This window comes from Caulobacter endophyticus, from assembly GCF_029543245.1.
Taxonomy (GTDB): domain Bacteria; phylum Pseudomonadota; class Alphaproteobacteria; order Caulobacterales; family Caulobacteraceae; genus Caulobacter; species Caulobacter endophyticus_A.
Genome location: NZ_JARQWV010000006.1, coordinates 154,885 through 171,404, shown reverse-complemented (window position 1 = coordinate 171,404; position 16,520 = coordinate 154,885). Strand labels below are relative to the sequence as shown.

Genomic DNA, 16,520 nt, shown 5'->3' with positions numbered 1-16,520 from the left:
ATAGGGGAGCGCGCACAGGAGCGCCCCCACATGTCAGAAGCCGCCATCATCGACGGGAAGGCCTTCGCCGCCCGCCTGCGCCAGACCATCGCCGCCGAGGTCGCGGCCCTGAAGGCCGAGCACGGCCTGACGCCCGGCCTGGCCGTCGTGCTGGTGGGCGAGGACCCGGCCAGCCAGGTCTATGTGCGCAGCAAGGGCGAGCAGACCCTGGAAGCGGGCATGCACTCCGAAACCCATCGCCTGCCGGCCGAGACCAGCCAGGCCGAGCTATTGGCCCTGGTCGAGCGGCTGAACTCCGATCCCGCCGTGCACGGCGTCCTGGTGCAGTTCCCGGTGCCCGACCACATCAGCCAGGCCGCCGTGGTCGCCGCCATCTCGCCCGACAAGGACGTCGACGGCCTGACCGTGGCCAACGCCGGGCGCCTGGCCAGCGGCCTGCCGGCCCTGACGCCCTGCACCCCGACCGGCTGCATGATGCTGCTGCGCGACCAGCTGGGCGAGCTGTCGGGCAAGCGCGCCGTGGTCATCGGCCGCTCGAACCTGATGGGCAAGCCGATGGCCCAGCTGCTGCTGGCCGCCGACTGCACCGTCACCATCGCCCACTCGCGCACCAAGGACCTGCCGGCCGTCGTCCGCGAGGCCGACATCGTCGTGGCCGCCGTCGGCCGTGCGCAGATGGTCAAGGCCGACTGGGTCAAGCCGGGCGCGGTGGTCATCGACGTCGGCATCAACCGCATCCCCAAGGATGACGGCAAGACCCGCCTGGTGGGCGACGTGGCGTTCGACGAGGTCAAGGAAGTGGCCTCGGCCATCACCCCGGTGCCGGGCGGCGTGGGCCCCATGACCATCGCCTGCCTCTTGGCCAACACCGTGTTGGCCGCCAAGCGCCTGAACGGGATCGGGGAGTAGGCTGCGTGATCCTCATCCTTCGACAGGCTCAGAAAGAGGATCAAGGCCAGCTTCGAAGTAGAACCTCACCCTGAGCTTGTCGAAGGGCTAGGTTCGGACGCCAGAACGAAGAAAGCCGGGGCGTTGGCCCCGGCTTTCTTGTTTTCAATGGCGGTCGCGACCGATCAGCCGGCCAGGTATTCGGCCACGCGGCCTTCCAGTTCCAGCGCCAGGGCGCGGCCCACGGGGTGCTCGTCGGTCTTGATGTCGTCGCGGACGCAGGCCTTGATCGCGTCGATGTGGGCGTCGACCAGGAACATCGGGGCCGAAAGGCGGGTGGCCGGGTCGTCGATCAGCTTGCACAGCGAAGCGGCCAGGCGCGTGATCAGCGGGAATTCGTAGGTGGCGCCCAGGCCCTTCAGGTCGTGGGCGCGCAGGTAGAGGGTCTCGACCGTCTGGGCGTTGAGGCCCTCGGCGCGCACGCCCTGGCGGGCGGCCTCCAGCTTGACGATCTCGTCGTTGAGCCATTGGGCGAAGTTGCCCGAAAGGCTCTTGAGCGCGGCTTCAGCCTTGGCGATCGCGGCCATGTCGATGCCGCCGCGTCCGCCCACCTTGAGCTTGAGCATGTTCGGCACCTGGATCACCTCAGCGGTGGGCTTGTTCATCGGGTCGCCTCCCCGTCGGCGTTACTTAGGGAACGGTCACACGACAGGCGTTAACAATGAGTGAGACGAAGGTTTCACTCCACAGCCTTGTGTCGGGCTTCCGACGTTCCCGGCTAGGCCGAGAACTGTTCTGTCAGTACGCGCTCCTCGAGACTGCGGCCCGCGTCGAACAACATCGACAGGGTCGAACCCCGGTCCTCGGAGATATGCACCTCGACGACGTCGCGGACCTCGTAGTTGTCGGCCACGGCGCTGACGGGTCTCTTATCGCATTCCAGGACCTCGAACGTCACCCTCGCGCTCTGCGGCAAAAGCGCGCCCCGCCACCGCCTGGGTCGAAAAGCGCTGATCGGGGTCAGGGCCAGCACCCGGGCGTCCAGGGGAATGATCGGTCCGTGAGCCGACAGATTGTAGGCGGTCGAACCGGCCGGCGTGGCCACCAGGGCCCCGTCGCAGACCAGCTCGCCCATCCGCACCTTGCCGTCGATCGAGATGCGCAGCTTGGCCGTCTGGCGGGTCTGGCGCAGCAGCGAGACCTCGTTGATCGCCAGCGCCCGATGCTGGCGACGACGCGAGTCGATGGCGACCATGGCCAGCGGATGGATGACGGCGCGCTCGGCGGCGTTGATGCGCCCCAGCAGGTCGTCCTCGCTGTATTCGTTCATCAGGAAGCCGACCGAGCCTCGGTTCATGCCGTAGATCGGCTTCTGGTTCAGGATCGTCTCGTGCAGCATTTCCAGCATGAAGCCGTCGCCGCCGAGGGCGACGACGATCTGGGCGTCGTCGCCGGCGTCGCCGTAGCGGGCCGTCAGGCGCTCGCGGGCCTCCTGGGCTTCGGGACGGTCGCTGGCCTTGAATGTCAGGCGAGTCGAGTACGGCTGGGCTTGGAACATGCCGCCCCAAGTGGCGGGATCGCCGCCTGCTTGTCAAACGGCGGTCTTGCCGGCTCCGTCAGGCGGCGCTGCAGGCTCCGAGCAGGCGCTGGTGGGTGACCGTCATCACCGCTTTGCTCGCATGGGCCAGCGACAGGTAGCCGAGGCTGAACTCGTAGTAGACGGCGAGGGTCTGGCCGTCGAAGGCCAGAGATCCCTCGACGAAGTCCTCGCCGGCGGTCCTGACGGGCAGGGCGATCGCGGCGTCCAACCGCAGGGCGATCTGGTCCAGCCAGGATCTGAACGGGATGGTGAAGTCGCAGGCCTCGCCCCAGAAGCACAGCATCCAGCCGTAGCGGTCGTCGTGCTCGACTGGGCCGGGCGGCGGGAGGGGCGTCATGCTGCGAGCCTGTGGTCCGTGGCGCGCCAGGTCAATCGCCTCAGGCGGCGCTGACGGCCTGGCGGAAGGCCATGGCGGCGATGTCGGGACGGAACGGGCCGAAGGCGCCGCTGGCCTTGCGGGCGGCTTCCGCGCCGCCGCCCGGACGCCCGCCGTTCAACTGGCGGACGTGCTCGAGGATGGTCGGGAAGACGCTGCGGTCGATGCCGACGGCCGAGCAGGCCAGGGCCAGCAGCTCGGGGCGGTTGCTGTCGATGGCGCGGCGCACCTGGCGCACGTCGAAGCGGCCCAGGCGCGCCATGGCGAAGACGAACAGCGGCAGTCGGCCTTCGCGCAGCACCCGCAGCAGGTAGCCGGGGCGCAACTGGCCGGCGGCGTCGAGCTTTTCGACCAGCGCGGCTTCCATCTCCTCGCGGTCGGCCTCGTCCTCGATAGCCACGGCGGCGGGGGCTGGGGGCTGCGGCCCAAGATGGGCGGTGTGGGTGGCTTCGTCGACGGCGGCCTGCATGCGGGCGGGGTCGAGGTCGAAGCGGGCGGTCAACGCGTCGCGCAGGGCGCGGCCGACCCAGAGATAGAGCTGCTCGGCCAGCAAGGGCGACAGGCCCGGATGGCGGGCAAGGGGCGAGCGCAGGGCTACGACTTCCTTGGCCTGGGCCACGAGGCGGCCCATGGCGTCCTGGTTGATCTCGGCCGTGGCGTTGCCGGCCAATGCGGTCATGACCGCCGGCTCGCCCTGCGAGAGAATGGCCTCGACCACAGGCGCGCGCAGGTGCGGGCGGCGGGCGACCTCGATCTGGTGCTCCAGCGTGGCCTGCACCAGAAGGCGGATCAGGTCGTGGTCCTGCAGCACCGGGCTGCGGGCGATGATCGGGCGGGCGATCTCGATCTCGTCGAGGGCCAGGATGTTGACCAGGGCCGACGGAGCCCAGGCTGCGTCCGCGAGGCGCTCGGCCAGGCGCTGGCGGATCTCGCGCTCGGCCTCGACCACCAGGGTCATGAAGATCGAATCCAGCAGGACCTGGATCTCGGGCGCGGTCGGCTTGCCTTGCGCCTCGCCGGTTTCACAAAGGTCGACGATCCCGGCGAGCAGGCGTTCGCGGTCTTCCGGCTCGCGGCTGCGGGCCAGGGCAAGAAGTTCGGCGGTCTGTACGGCTTGGCTCACGACCCTCCTCGGGCGCCAAACGAGACTGTGGCTACCTTGGTGTTCCCAGATGAAAACATGCTTAAACAGGTCAAGCCATGGAACCCGGAGATTAGCGGCGCTCTGTCGCAGGTGAATCCGGGCGTGTGAAAGAGGAAACGCGTATGGGGCGAGCACTGATCCTGGCTCTGGACCAGGGAACGACCAGCACCCGGGCCATCCTGTTCGACCATGAGGGCCGGGCCGTCGCCGAAGCGGGGCGCCCGCTGCGCCAGAGCTATCCCCATGACGGTTGGGTCGAGCATGACGCCGAGGAGATCGCAGCCGCTTGTGTGGCGGTTATCCGCGAGGCGGTCGAAACCTCGGGCGCGTCGCTGGACGAGGTCGTCGCCCTGGGCATCACCAACCAGCGCGAGACGGTGGTGGTGTGGGACAAGACCACCGGCCGTCCGATCCATCCGGCCATCGTGTGGCAGGACCGCCGCACCGCCGAGGTCTGCGAAAAGCTGCGCAATGAGGGTAAGGAAGCGCAGGTGACGGCTGTCACTGGCCTGCTGCTCGATCCCTACTTTTCGGCCACCAAGATCGCCTGGCTGCTCGACAACGTGCCCGGCGCCAGGGCGCGGGCGCAAGCGGGCCAACTGCTGGCCGGCACCATGGACGCCTGGGTGATCTGGAAGCTGACCGGCGGTGCGCGCCACGTCACCGACGCCACCAACGCCTCGCGCACCCTGCTGTTCGACATCCAGGCCCAGGACTGGTCGAACGACATGCTGGAGCTGTTCGGGGTGCCGCGTTCGCTGCTTCCGGAGGTGCTCGACTGCGCCGCCGATTTCGGGGAGGTCGGCGCCCATGTACTGGGGCGGCCGCTACCGATCCGCGGCGTGGCCGGCGACCAGCAGGCGGCGCTGATGGGGCAGGGCTGCATCCGCCCCGGCGAGATGAAGGCCACCTACGGCACCGGCTGCTTCATGCTGATCAACACCGGAGCGACGCGTCCGGTCTCGGCCTCGCGCCTGCTGACCACTGTGGCGGCGCGGGTAAACGGCCAGGCGACCTACGCCCTGGAGGGCTCGATCTTCGTGGCCGGCGCGGCGATCCAGTGGCTGGGCGAGGGGCTGGGGATCACCGGCGGACCGCGCGCGGCCGAGGCCCTGGCCCGCGCGGCCAAGGCCGACCACGGCGTCGTCGTCGTGCCCGCCTTCACCGGCCTCGGCGCACCCTGGTGGGATGCGAAAGCCCGTGGAGCGATCTTCGGCCTGACGCGCGACGCCGGCCTGCCCGAGATCGCCGCGGCCACCTACGACGCCTGCGCCCTGCAGAGCCGCGACCTGATCGAGGCCATGCGCGCCGACGCGCCCGACGCCTTCCTGGGCGAGGCCCAGCTGCGCATCGACGGGGGGATGTCCAAGAGCGCCTGGTTCAGCCAGCGGCTGGCCGACCTGACCGGCCTGCCGGTGGCGCGGTCCAGCTATCAGGAGACCACGGCCCTGGGCGCGGCGCTGTTCGCCGGGCTGGGGGCGGGGCTCTACGACACGCTGGAGGCGGCCGCCCGGGCGCGCCCTTCGGCCGAGGACCTGAAGCCCGCCAAGGGCGTCCATGACCGCGAGGCCGCCTATGCCCGCTGGCTGGACGCCGTGCCGCGCGTCCGCTCCTGAAACCTCAAATCGCGTTGCGCGTCGCCGAAGACGTCTCGCCAACCTGGACGGGCATTGCTATGACATCGCTGTCATAAGCAAGAACCAAAAAGGGAGGCCTCGACGTATGACCGCGACGCGCCGCACCGTCACGCTGGCTCTGGGAGCCGGCGCCGCACTCGCCGCCGGAGGCCTTTCCATGTCCGCTCACGCAGCCGTCCAGACACTGGGCTCCATCCGTCGCCTGTCGCCGGCGCTCGACGCCGTGGTCGCCCCCGACGCGAAGATCGAGAAGCTGGCCGACGGCTTTACCTGGTCGGAAGGGCCGGTCTGGGTGAAGGATGGCCAGTACCTCGTCTTCTCCGATGTGCCGGCCAACATCATGTACCGCTGGAGCCAGAAGGACGGCAAAAGCGTCTTCCTGTCGCCCTCCGGCTATGACGGTCCGCCGACCAAGATCTTCCGCGAGCCGGGCTCGAACGGCATGGCCCTGGACGCCAAGGGCGACCTGCTGGTCTGCAATCACGGCTACCGGGCGATCACGAAGCTTGATTTGAAGACCAAGGCCCGCTCGGTCGTCGTCGACCGCTACCAGGGCAAGCGCTTCAATAGCCCCAACGACCTGGCCGTCGCCAAGTCCGGCGCGATCTATTTCACCGATCCGCCCTACGGCCTGGAAGGGCTGGACGCCTCGCCGGTCAAGGAACTGGCCTTCAACGGCGTCTACCTGCTGCGCGCCGACGGCTCGCTGGCGGTGGTCGACGACAAGCTGACCTTCCCCAACGGCGTCGCCCTCAGCCCCGACGAGAAGCGCCTCTATGTGGCGGTCTCCGATCCGAACGGGCCGGTGATCATGGCCTACGACCTGGGCGCTGACGGCCTGCCGACCGCGCGCAAGGTGTTCTTCGACGCGGCCGCCCTGCACAAGGCCGGCGGTCCGGGCCTGCCCGACGGCATGTGCCTGGACACCGAAGGGCGGCTCTACGCCACGGGACCGGGCGGGGTGCTGGTGATCACCCCGGCGGGCGAACTGATCGGAGTCATCGAGACCGGCGGCCCGATCGCCAACTGCGCCTTCGGTGAGGACGGCAGGACCCTGTTCCTGACCGCCGACAAGACGCTGGCGCGGGTGCGGCTGAAGACGACCGGACTGGTCTGGTAGCGATGCAAGGAGAGGCTGGAGTGATGAACAAGCGCACGTTCATGCAGGTCGGCCTCGCCGCCGGCGCCATGGCCGCCACGGCCCCTGCGGCCGCCCTGGCCCAGGCCAAGGCCGAGGGTCGCAAGCTCGGCTACGCCATGCTGGGCCTCGGCTACTACGCCACCCAGATCATCATGCCGCGCTTTTCCGAGTGCGAGCATTCCAAGCTGACCGCCCTGGTCAGCGGCACGCCCGAGAAGCTGGCCAAGTACGGCGCTCAGTACGGCGTTCCGGAAAAGAGCCGCTATTCCTACGAGACCTTCGACCGGATCATCGACGATCCGACCGTCGACATCGTCTATGTGGTCACGCCCAACAGCCTGCACCGCACCTTCACCGAACGGGCGGCCAAGGCGGGCAAGCACGTGATGTGCGAAAAGCCGATGGCGACCTCGGTCGCCGACGGCGAGGCGATGATCGCCGCCTGCAAGGCCGCCGGCCGCAAGCTGATGATCGGCTATCGCAGCCGCTTCGAGCCGCACAATCTGGACGCCATCGCCCTGGCGCGGGGCGGGGCGCTGGGGCCGGTGGCCACCATCGTCGCCGATCACGGCTGGACCGCCAGCGATCCGAACATGTGGCGGGTGAAGAAGGCGCTGTCGGGCGGTGGCAGCCTGATGGACATCGGCATCTACAGCCTCAACGCCGCCCGCTACCTGACCGGCGAGGAGCCGATCGCGGTCAATGCCATGGAGTCGACCGATCGCTCCAACCCGGTGTTCGCCGAGGTCGAGGACACCATCAATTTCCAGCTGCTCTTCCCGTCGGGGGCCACGGCCAACTGCGTCTCGACCTACAGCGCCAACTGCAACCGCTACCGCGTGTCGGGGCCCAAGGGCTGGGTCGAGATCGATCCGGCCACCAGCTACGGCGGCCAGGCGATGCGGGCCAATCTCGACGGCCAGGCCAAGCCGCGTACCCCGCCTGCCGTGAAGAAGAGCCAGTTCGCCGGCCAGCTCGACCACCTGTCGGAGTGCATCCTCACCGGCCGCGACCCGATCGTGCCGGGCGAGGAGGGGCTGAAGGACCTGCGGATCATCGAGGCCATCTACAAGGCGGCCCGCGAGGGCCGGACGGTGAAGCTGTGATGCGCCGCCTGATCCTCGCCGCCGGTGTCGCGCTGGCTCTGCCCGCCATGGCCTGCGCCCAGCAGCGCGTGGCCCTGTGGCCCAACGGCGCGCCGGGCTTCGAGGCCCGCAAGGCCATCCCCGAGCAATCGGCGGAATACTGGGCCAAGTCGATCAACGATCCGTCGGTGATCGCCTACCTGCCGCCGGCCGACAAGGCCACGGGGGCGGCGGTGATCGTGCTGCCCGGCGGCGGTCACAAGATGCTGGTCATCCATCCTGAAGGCACCGACGTCGCCAAGGTGCTCAACCCCATGGGGGTGGCGGTGTTCGTGCTGAAGTACCGCCTCAGCCAGGAAGAAGGCTCGCCCTACACCATCGACCATGCCCGCCAGGACGCGGTACGGGCGGTGCGCGTCCTGCGCTCGCGCGCCGCCGAGTTCGGGGTGGATCCGAAGAAGTTGGGCCTGATGGGCTTTTCCGGCGGCGGCGAGATCGTGGACCTGGCCGTCTACAGCTCGACCGCCAAGGACCCCAAGGTCGACGCGATCGACGCCGTCAGCGGCCGACCCGACTTCCAGGTGCTGATCTATCCGGGCCCCACGGGCATCCCTGACAAGATCCCGGCCGATGCGCCGCCGGCCTTCATCCTGGCGGCCGACGACGACGAATGCTGCTCGGCCCCGCCGGTGGAGCTGCTGGCCAAGTTCCGCGCCGCCAAGGTTCCGGTCGAGTTCCACCTGTTCCAGAGCGGCGGCCACGCCTTCAACGTGGGCTTCCGTACCGAGAAGGCCGCGATCAGGGCCTGGCCGGAACGGCTGCGCGACTGGCTGGCCGACAATGGGTGGTTGGCGAGGCGTTGAGTGCGGAGAAATCCTCGTCCTTCGACAAGCTCAGGATGAGGATCTCTACTCTGGGGGCCTGACTTGGTCCTCATCCTGAGCTTGTCGAAGGGCGAGGGCCACGCACGGGCTCAGTCCGCCGCATCCACATACGCCCGCACCCGGGCGAACAGCTCCTCGAACATCGGTGTCGTCAGGCGTCCGGTGTTCGTGTTGAGCCGCGAGCAGTGATAGCTGTTGAAGATGCGGTAGGGCCCGGCCTGGAACTCCGAGCCGTGGCCGGGGATGCCGGCCGAGGCCTTCAGGCCCAGGGTCTTGAGCACGTTCCGCCGTGAGACGTCGCCGAGGGTGACAATGGCCTTGAGGTTGGGGAACATGTCCAGCCGCGCCTTCAGGAAGGGGCGGCAGGCGTTTTCCTCGCTGGTCTCGGGCTTGTTGCCGGGCGGGGCGCAGCGCACGGCGTTGGTCACCGCGCTGCCGACCAGCTGCAGGGAGTCGTCGATCCGGGCCTCGAACTTGCCGGTGGCGAAGCCGTATTTGATCAGGGTCTCGTAGAGCAGCGTGCCGGCGTAGTCGCCGGTGAACGGCCGGCCAGTGCGGTTGGCGCCCTTGCGGCCGGGGGCCAGGCCCACGACCAGCAGGCGGGCGTCCTTGTCGCCGAACGACGGGGCCGGACCGTTGAAGTAATCCGGATAGAGCTCCTGGTTCTCGCGGCGATAGGCCACCAGGCGCGGGCACAGCGGGCAGTCGCGCGGCGGCTCGGCCGGGGAGGGGACGACCTCGCCGGCGATATTGGAATGCTGCATGTCGTCGGCTCTCAGTATTCGTCTTCGGCTTCGCGCTCGGCCGGCGTGCGCTGGTCGGTCGAGGTGTAGCGCTGTTGCGGCGCGCGTTGCGGGCGGCCGATGATGTTTCCAAGATCGTTGAGGTCGACGAAGTTGTCGGCCTGGCGGCGCAGGTCGTCGCTGGTCATCGGCGGCTGGCTCTTCATGGTCGAGACGACGGTGACCCGGCGGCCCTTGCGCTGTACGGCCTCGACCAAGGCGCGGAAATCGCCGTCGCCCGAGAACAGCACCAGGTGGTCGACGGTGTCGGCCATCGCCAGCATGTCGACCGCGATCTCGATGTCCATGTCGCCGCGCCAGCGCTTGCGGCCCTGGCTGTCGGTGTATTCGCGAGCCGGCTTGGTCACCAGGGTGAAGCCGTTGTAGTCCAGCCAGTCCACCAGCGGACGGATCGGCGAATAGTCGTCGTTCTCGGCGATGGCGGTGTAGTAGTAGGCGCGCACGAGCAGGCCGCGCTTCTTGAACTCGTCGAGGAGCTTCCGATAGTCGATGTCGAAGCCCAGCGCCTTGGCGGCGGAATAGAGGTTGGCCCCGTCGATGAACAGCGCCAGCCGCTCGGTCGGATAGAAGGTCACGGGTCTAATTCCTTGAAAAATCGGCTGGATAATAATGGTCTGGACGCGACCGTGATCGTCGCCCTCGGCTGTAATCTGCCGGGAGCCTACACGAGTCGCGAGGCTCTGTTGGAGGCGGCGGTTGCGGCCCTGGCCGGCGAGGGGATGGCGGTGGTCGCCCGTTCGGGCTGGTGGACCTCGGCCGCCTGGCCCGATCCCACGGGGCCTGCCTATCTGAACGGCGTCGTACTGGTGGAGACGGATCTATCACCCGCCGAGGCCCTGGCGGCGCTGCACCGGGTAGAGGCCGCGTTCGGTCGCGCCCGCTCCGAGCGCAACGCGGCGCGCACCCTGGATCTCGACCTGATCGCCCACGGCCGCACGGTGACGGACGGCAATCTCGTCCTGCCGCATCCCCGCGCCCACGAGCGGCTGTTCGTCATGGGACCGTTGGCGCAGGTGGCGCCGGACTGGGTCCATCCGGTGCTGGGGGAGCGCGCGAGCGATCTCGCTGCGAAGGCTAGCGTGGGGGCGGATGCGAGGCCCGTCAGCTGATCTTCAGGAAATCTGCGGCCACGCTGGACTTTGCTTTTCGGAAAAGGCATACACGCCGCCTCGCGAAAGCTGGGTGACAACCGAAGCGGCGTTGCGTGACGCCGCACGGAGCCCTATTTTGAGAGACCTTACGGTCAGCCCGAGGAATTCATGGCCCGCGTCACCGTCGAAGATTGCGTCGAGAAGGTTCCGAACCGCTTCGCGCTCGTCCTGCTGTCGGCGCACCGCGCCCGCGGCATCTCGGCCGGTGCGGCCCTGATGGTCGACCGCGACAACGACAAGAACCCGGTCGTCGCCCTGCGCGAGATCGCTGACGACGTGATCGATCACGAGGGGCTCAAGGAGCACCTGATCACCACGCTGCAGCGCGTCGACGAGCACTCGGAAGCCGAGGAAGAGGCTGAAACCCTCGCCCTGCTGGCCGATCCGACTCACATGCAGATGAGCGAACTGGAACTCGTTCGCGCGCTGCAAAGCGACCGCGACGGCGGTCAGGAGGAGCGGTACTGAGCCCCGACGGCGCAGACCCTCTGATCATCGAAGCGGCGCCCGCCGCCGCTCCGTCCGAACGCGCGCCCGAAGCTGTCTCGTCAGAGGCGGAGTCGGGCGCGTCTTCGTCTGAGCCCGCCGCCGCTCCGGCGCCCGAGGCTCCGCCGGCCCCCAAGCCGCGCAAGTTCCTTCGCCAGTACGAGCTGATCGAGCGGGTCCACGCCTACGACCCGACGGCCGACGAGGCCCTGCTCAATCGCGCCTATGTCTTCGCCATGCGCATGCACGGCAGCCAGACGCGCGCCAGCGGCGACCCCTATTACGCCCACCCGATCGAGGTGGCGGGCATCCTCACCGAGTACCGGCTCGACACCGCGACGATCGTCACGGCGCTGCTGCACGACGTGATCGAAGACACGCCGGTCACCAAGGAAGAGATCGGCAAGCTGTTCGGCGAGGAGATCGCCGAGTTGGTCGAGGGCGTGACCAAGCTTTCGAAGCTGGAGCTCCAGGCCGAGCACACCCGCCAGGCCGAGAACCTGCGCAAGTTCATCCTGGCCATCTCCAAGGACGTCCGCGTCCTGCTGGTCAAGCTGGCCGACCGTCTGCACAACATGCGGACGCTGCACTTCATCAAGAACCAGGCCAAGCGCGAGCGCATCGCCCGCGAGACGCGCGACATCTACGCGCCCCTGGCCCGCAACATCGGCTGCCACAAGATCTGCACCGAGCTGGAAGAGCTTTCCTTCCAGCACACCAACCCGGTCGCCCGCGACGCCATCGTCCGGCGTCTGGACGCCTTGCGCGTGGAGCAGGGCGGGGCCGTTGCGCTGGTGAACCAGGAGATCATGGCGCGCCTGGAGACGGCCAATCTGCCGGCCCGCGTCTTCGGTCGCGAAAAGTCGCCCTATTCGATCTGGCGCAAGCTGCAGCGCAAATCGATCGGCTTCTCGCAGATGTCGGACATCTACGCCTTCCGCGTGATCGTCGACAGCGAGGAGGACTGCTATCGCGCCCTGGGCGTGGTGCACCGGGCCTGGTCCAGCGTGCCCGACCGCTTCAAGGACTTCATCTCGACGCCCAAGCGCAACAACTACCGCTCGCTGCACACCACCGTGGTGGGGCCGCGCGGCATGCGCATCGAGATGCAGATCCGCACCGAGTCGATGGACCGGGTGAACGAAGAGGGCGTGGCCGCCCACTTCCGCTACAAGGACGCCTCTTACGGGCTCGACCTGGAAGGCATGGAAGCCGCCGGCGGCCGCGACCCGCTGGCCAATCTGCGCCAGCTGGTGCAGGTGCTCGAGCACGGCGGCGACAGCGAGGAGCTTGTCGAGCACGCCAAGCTCGAGATGTTCCTTGACCAGGTGTTCGTGTTCACCCCCAAGGGCAAGCTGGTGAGTTTGCCTCGGGGCGCGATGCCGCTCGACTTCGCCTACGCCGTCCATACCAGCGTCGGCGACACCTGCATCGGCGTGAAGATCAACGGCGAGCTCAAGCCCCTGCGCACCATCCTGACCAACGGCGACGTGGTCGAGGTGATCCGCGGCTCCAAGCCCGTGGTGCCGCCAGACTGGCGTTCGCTGACGGTGACAGGGCGCGCGCGCTCGGCCATCCGCCGTCACATCCGCCAGACCGAGAAGGAAGAGTTCCTGCGTCTGGGCCGGGTGTCGGTCGAGCAGATCTTCGAGCGCGCCGGCAAGAACCTCAAGGACGTGTCGCTGCGTCCGATCCTCGAGCGCTTCGCGCTGGAGAGCGAGGAGGCCCTGTTCGACGCCGTCGGCCGAGGTCGCGTGACGCCGAGCCAGGTGCTGGAGACGGCGTTCCCGGGCATGGTCGACGCCGATCGCGAGGCCGCCACGGCCCGTCGCAAGATCGAGGGCGGCAAGGGCGCGCGGCTCTATGTGCGCGGCGGCGGCCTGACCCCGGGCGTCTCGCTGCATTTCGCCCACTGCTGCAGCCCGGTGCCGGGCGACCGCATCGTCGGCATCCTGCGCGAGGATGGAGAGGGCCTGGACGTCCATACAATCGACTGCCCGAAGCTGGCCGAGTACGAGGACCGCGAGGACCTCTGGCGCGACCTGAACTGGACGCCCGAGGCCGAGCGCGACACCGTCTCGCTGGCCCGGCTGCACGCCACCATCGGCAATGCGCCGGGCGTGCTGGGCCAGGTCTGCACGATCATCGGCGAGGCGGGCGGCAACATCGTCAACCTGCGCATGCACCATCGGCAGAGCGACTTCTTCGACACCGATATCGACGTCGAGGTGCGCGACGCCAAGCACCTGACCAACATCTCGGCGGCGCTGCGCACCTGCCCGTCGGTCGAGACGGTGGACCGGACGCGGGGCTAGAAAACCTCTCCCATAGGGAGAGGGAGGGGCCCATGCGAAGCATGGGAGGGTGAGGGGTTAAGCCCTCACCGCATTGCCCTGGACTGCGTCGGCAAGTCGGCCGACCTCGTAACCCCTCATCCTCCCGCGCCTGCGGCGCGGGCCCCTCCTTCTCCCTATGGGAGAAGGGTTGTTCAAGCCGCCTTCGCCGGCTGCTCGATCCAGAGGCCAAAGCCCACCGCCAGGCGGTTCCAGCCGTTGATGACGTTGATCATCAGGGTCAGCTTGACCTGCTCTTCTTCGCTGAACTGGGCCGCGAGATCGGCGTGGGCGGCCTCGTGCGTGTGGCCTTCCGACAGACGGGTCAGGGCCTCGGTCCAGGCCAGGGCGGCGCGTTCGCGGGGCGTGTAGCAGGGGGCCTCGCGCCAGGCCGACAGCAGGTAGATGCGCTGCTCGGTCTCGCCCTGGGCGCGGGCCTCGTGCGTGTGCATGTTGATGCAGTTGGCGCAGGCGTTGATCTGCGAGGCGCGGATCTTGACCAGTTCGATCAGGCTCGGCTCCAGGCTGGCGGCGATGACGGTCGAGGCGGTGAACCACGACTTCATCACGGAGGGAGCGGCGGCGAAGGGATCCAGCTTGGCGGTCATGGCGGGTCTCCTTTGAGAGGGTTGCGCCGCCATGACGAGGCGAGGTCCGCGCGTGTGACGCGGCCCGCCGAAAAAAGTTCAGCCCGCGCCGCGCAGGGCCGCCACGGCGTCCTGCGTCGCCTGGGTCAGGGGCGAGGGCAAAGCGTCCAACGCAAACCAGCCCCAGTCGGCGAGGGCTTCGGGCTCCTGGATCGCGGGCTCGCCCACGCAGCCGTCGGCGCGATAGGTGACGGCCAGCCAGTGGCTGTCGGCCGTTATCATGTCGGTGACGGCGAGCACCGCGCCGGCGACGATCTCGATGCCCAGTTCCTCGCGGATCTCGCGCTCGGCGCAGGTTCGGCCGGGCTCGCCCCAGTCGAGCTTGCCGCCCGGCTGGCCCCAATGGCCGGCTTCCGGCTGGCGGCGGCGCTGGACCAGCAGGATGCGGCCCTGGCCGTCGATGATGGCCGCGCCGCAGCCGACACGAGGGCGGGGAGGGGAGTCGTTCATGGGCGCTGTCCTACGCCCCTTTGAGAGCGGTTTGTAGACTCGCCGCGCTGGTCTATATCCACGCCTCATGACCAACGACGACGTCCTCGAAGAATTCCGCGCCGCCGGCGCCCTGCGCGAAGGCCACTTCGTGCTCTCCAGCGGCCTGCACAGCCCGGTGTTCCTGCAGAAGAACCTAGTGTTCATGCGGCCCGAGCGCTGCGAACGCCTGTGCAAGGCCCTGGCCGACAAGATCGTGGCCACAGTGGGCCATGTCGACGTGGCGGTTTCGCCCGCCGTCGGCGGCATCATCCCCGGCTACGAGACCGCCCGTCACCTGAACGTGCCGTCGATCTATGTCGAGCGCGAGGGCGGCGGCTTCAAGTTCCGTCGCGGCTTCCACATCGAGCCGGGGCAGAAGGTCGTGATGGTCGAGGACATCGTCACCACGGGCCTGTCGTCGCGCGAATGCATCCAGGCGATCAAGGACGCCGGCGGCGACGTCGTCGCGGCGGCCTGCATCGTCGACCGCTCGGGCGGCAAGGCCGATGTCGGCGTGCCCCTGATCGCGCTGGCCAGCCTGGAAGTGCCGGCCTATCCGGCCGACGCCCTGCCGCCCGAACTGGCCGCGATCCCGATCGAGGATCCGGGCAGCCGCCGGCTGAAGGGCTGAGCCCCATGCTCCGGCTCGGCGTCAACATCGACCACGTGGCCACGATCCGCAACGCACGCGGATCGAGCTATCCCGAGCCGGTGCGCGCCGCCGAGCTGGCCCTGGCGGCCGGCGCTGACGGCATCACCGCGCATCTGCGCGAGGACCGCCGTCACATCAGCGACGCCGACATCGCCGTCCTCACCGACCTCTGCCTCAAGCGCGGCAAGCCGCTGAACTTCGAGATGGCGGTCACTGACGAGATGGTCGGCATCGCCATGAACGCCAAGCCGCACGCGGCCTGCCTGGTGCCCGAGCGGCGCGAGGAAGTGACCACCGAGGGCGGCCTCGACGTCGTGAAGGGCGCCAACCGCATCGCCGACGCGACGGGGCGCCTGCGCACCGTCGGCGCGCGGGTGTCGCTGTTCATCGAGCCCGACCACGCCCAGATCCAGGCGTCCGCAGACGTCGGCGCCCAGGTCGTCGAGCTGCACACCGGCGCCTATTGCGACGCCGCCCGCGCCGGCGAGACCGAGCGCGCCGCGGCGATCCTCGACCGCCTGAAGTCGGGCGCTGCCTTCGCCGCCTCGCTGGGCCTGGAGGTCCACGCGGGTCACGGCATCGACTACGCCACGGTCAAGCCGGTGGCGGCGATCCCGCAGATCGTCGAGCTCAACATCGGCCACTTCCTGATCGGCGAGGCGATCTTCGTCGGCCTGCCTCAGGCGATCCTTCGGATGCGGACCTTGATGGACGCGGCGAGACTGGAGAGCGCGGCGTGATCATCGGCATCGGTTCGGACCTCAGCGACATCCGCCGGATCGAGAAGACCCTCGAACGGTTCGGCGAGCGCTTCACCAACAAGGTCTTCACCGAGATCGAGCGCAAGCGGTCCGAGCGCAAGCCCGACCGCGCCTCCAGCTACGCCAAGCGCTTCGCTGCAAAGGAAGCCTGTTCCAAGGCCCTGGGCACCGGCCTCAAGCAGGGCGTGCACCTGGGCGACATGGGCGTCGTGAACCTGCCGTCGGGCAAGCCGACCATGGCCCTGACCGGCGGTGCGGCGTCCAAGCTGGCGCAACTGATCCCCGAGGGCATGGTCCCGGTGATCCACCTGTCGCTGACTGACGACCACCCCTATGCCCAGGCCTTCGTGATCATCGAGGCCGTGCCGGCGGCATGAGGGCTGGCGGCGTCGGAAGCCTGGTCCTGGTTCTTGCCCTGTATGGGTGCGCCGGCCGCGCCGACTTCACGCCGCTTCCGCCGC

The 16,520-nt window shown here is 68.7% G+C and carries 19 protein-coding genes; 11 read left to right on the top strand and 8 right to left on the bottom strand.

The window, feature by feature from the left end:
* Window positions 1-30: 30 nt before the first annotated feature.
* Window positions 31-909 carry a bifunctional methylenetetrahydrofolate dehydrogenase/methenyltetrahydrofolate cyclohydrolase FolD gene (folD, locus tag P7A99_RS07905; protein ID WP_277793357.1) on the top strand — a complete coding sequence of 293 codons (879 nt, stop codon included), beginning with the start codon at window positions 31-33 and terminating at the stop codon, window positions 907-909.
* 164 nt (window positions 910-1,073) lie between these two features.
* Here the strand turns inward: folD and P7A99_RS07900 are convergent, their stop codons facing one another.
* The 4 genes from P7A99_RS07900 to P7A99_RS07885 all read right to left on the bottom strand — a co-directional run bounded on the left by P7A99_RS07900 (window position 1,074) and on the right by P7A99_RS07885 (window position 3,987).
* Window positions 1,074-1,553, bottom strand: coding sequence for an Hpt domain-containing protein (locus P7A99_RS07900; RefSeq protein ID WP_277793356.1), 480 nt, complete (start codon window positions 1,551-1,553; stop codon window positions 1,074-1,076).
* Between the two features lie 113 nt (window positions 1,554-1,666).
* Window positions 1,667-2,446, bottom strand: a complete 780-nt coding sequence (locus P7A99_RS07895; RefSeq protein WP_101717634.1) for an NAD kinase — start codon at window positions 2,444-2,446, stop codon at window positions 1,667-1,669.
* Between the two features lie 58 nt (window positions 2,447-2,504).
* On the bottom strand, window positions 2,505-2,825 hold the full coding sequence (locus P7A99_RS07890; protein WP_277793355.1) for a hypothetical protein: 321 nt from the start codon (window positions 2,823-2,825) through the stop codon (window positions 2,505-2,507).
* Between the two features lie 40 nt (window positions 2,826-2,865).
* On the bottom strand, window positions 2,866-3,987 hold the full coding sequence (locus P7A99_RS07885; RefSeq protein WP_277793354.1) for a DUF2336 domain-containing protein: 1,122 nt from the start codon (window positions 3,985-3,987) through the stop codon (window positions 2,866-2,868).
* A 143-nt stretch (window positions 3,988-4,130) separates the two neighbouring features.
* On the opposite strand from P7A99_RS07885, the gene glpK reads away from it, so the two are divergent.
* The 4 genes from glpK (at window position 4,131) to P7A99_RS07865 (ending at window position 8,734) form a co-directional block, all read left to right on the top strand.
* Complete coding sequence (gene glpK, locus P7A99_RS07880) at window positions 4,131-5,624, top strand: glycerol kinase GlpK (RefSeq protein ID WP_277793353.1); 1,494 nt, start codon at window positions 4,131-4,133, stop codon at window positions 5,622-5,624.
* Between the two features lie 178 nt (window positions 5,625-5,802).
* A complete protein-coding gene (locus tag P7A99_RS07875; protein ID WP_277793352.1) occupies window positions 5,803-6,765 on the top strand; it encodes an SMP-30/gluconolactonase/LRE family protein in 963 nt (320 codons plus the stop codon).
* Between the two features lie 23 nt (window positions 6,766-6,788).
* Window positions 6,789-7,892, top strand: a complete 1,104-nt coding sequence (locus P7A99_RS07870) for a Gfo/Idh/MocA family protein (protein WP_277793351.1) — start codon at window positions 6,789-6,791, stop codon at window positions 7,890-7,892.
* A complete protein-coding gene (locus P7A99_RS07865; RefSeq protein ID WP_277793350.1) occupies window positions 7,892-8,734 on the top strand; it encodes an alpha/beta hydrolase in 843 nt (280 codons plus the stop codon). Before P7A99_RS07870 ends, P7A99_RS07865 begins: the two co-directional genes overlap by 1 nt.
* A gap of 110 nt (window positions 8,735-8,844) precedes the next feature.
* Here P7A99_RS07865 and P7A99_RS07860 read toward each other — a convergent pair whose 3' ends face one another.
* The gene (locus P7A99_RS07860; RefSeq protein WP_277793349.1) at window positions 8,845-9,519 is read right to left on the bottom strand and encodes a uracil-DNA glycosylase; all 675 of its coding nucleotides are present in this window, start codon (window positions 9,517-9,519) and stop codon (window positions 8,845-8,847) included.
* A gap of 11 nt (window positions 9,520-9,530) precedes the next feature.
* Window positions 9,531-10,133, bottom strand: coding sequence for an NYN domain-containing protein (locus tag P7A99_RS07855; RefSeq protein WP_277793348.1), 603 nt, complete (start codon window positions 10,131-10,133; stop codon window positions 9,531-9,533).
* Window positions 10,134-10,184: 51 nt separating this feature from the next.
* Here P7A99_RS07855 and folK point away from each other — a divergent pair, with 51 nt between their 5' ends.
* The 3 genes from folK to P7A99_RS07840 all read left to right on the top strand — a co-directional run bounded on the left by folK (window position 10,185) and on the right by P7A99_RS07840 (window position 13,510).
* Window positions 10,185-10,667, top strand: a complete 483-nt coding sequence (gene folK / locus P7A99_RS07850) for a 2-amino-4-hydroxy-6-hydroxymethyldihydropteridine diphosphokinase (protein WP_277793347.1) — start codon at window positions 10,185-10,187, stop codon at window positions 10,665-10,667.
* 150 nt (window positions 10,668-10,817) lie between these two features.
* Window positions 10,818-11,177, top strand: a complete 360-nt coding sequence (gene rpoZ, locus P7A99_RS07845; RefSeq protein ID WP_058350513.1) for a DNA-directed RNA polymerase subunit omega — start codon at window positions 10,818-10,820, stop codon at window positions 11,175-11,177.
* Between the two features lie 182 nt (window positions 11,178-11,359).
* Window positions 11,360-13,510 (top strand): RelA/SpoT family protein, encoded by a 2,151-nt coding sequence (locus P7A99_RS07840; protein ID WP_277793420.1) that lies wholly within the window; start codon window positions 11,360-11,362, stop codon window positions 13,508-13,510.
* Between the two features lie 173 nt (window positions 13,511-13,683).
* Here the strand turns inward: P7A99_RS07840 and P7A99_RS07835 are convergent, their stop codons facing one another.
* Together P7A99_RS07835 and P7A99_RS07830 are read right to left on the bottom strand one after the other, a co-directional pair.
* On the bottom strand, window positions 13,684-14,136 hold the full coding sequence (locus tag P7A99_RS07835; protein WP_277793346.1) for a carboxymuconolactone decarboxylase family protein: 453 nt from the start codon (window positions 14,134-14,136) through the stop codon (window positions 13,684-13,686).
* A 78-nt stretch (window positions 14,137-14,214) separates the two neighbouring features.
* Window positions 14,215-14,625, bottom strand: coding sequence for an NUDIX domain-containing protein (locus P7A99_RS07830; protein ID WP_277793345.1), 411 nt, complete (start codon window positions 14,623-14,625; stop codon window positions 14,215-14,217).
* A 67-nt stretch (window positions 14,626-14,692) separates the two neighbouring features.
* On the opposite strand from P7A99_RS07830, the gene pyrE reads away from it, so the two are divergent.
* Genes pyrE through acpS form a run of 3 tightly spaced genes read left to right on the top strand, consistent with a single transcriptional unit; the run spans window position 14,693 to window position 16,436 of the window.
* Entirely contained in the window at window positions 14,693-15,277 is a 585-nt protein-coding gene (gene pyrE / locus P7A99_RS07825) for an orotate phosphoribosyltransferase (RefSeq protein WP_101717646.1), read from the top strand.
* A gap of 5 nt (window positions 15,278-15,282) precedes the next feature.
* Window positions 15,283-16,038 carry a pyridoxine 5'-phosphate synthase gene (locus P7A99_RS07820; RefSeq protein ID WP_277793344.1) on the top strand — a complete coding sequence of 252 codons (756 nt, stop codon included), beginning with the start codon at window positions 15,283-15,285 and terminating at the stop codon, window positions 16,036-16,038.
* Window positions 16,035-16,436 carry a holo-ACP synthase gene (gene acpS / locus P7A99_RS07815; protein ID WP_277793343.1) on the top strand — a complete coding sequence of 134 codons (402 nt, stop codon included), beginning with the start codon at window positions 16,035-16,037 and terminating at the stop codon, window positions 16,434-16,436. The genes P7A99_RS07820 and acpS overlap by 4 nt, the downstream gene beginning before the upstream one ends.
* Window positions 16,437-16,520: the final 84 nt, after the last annotated feature.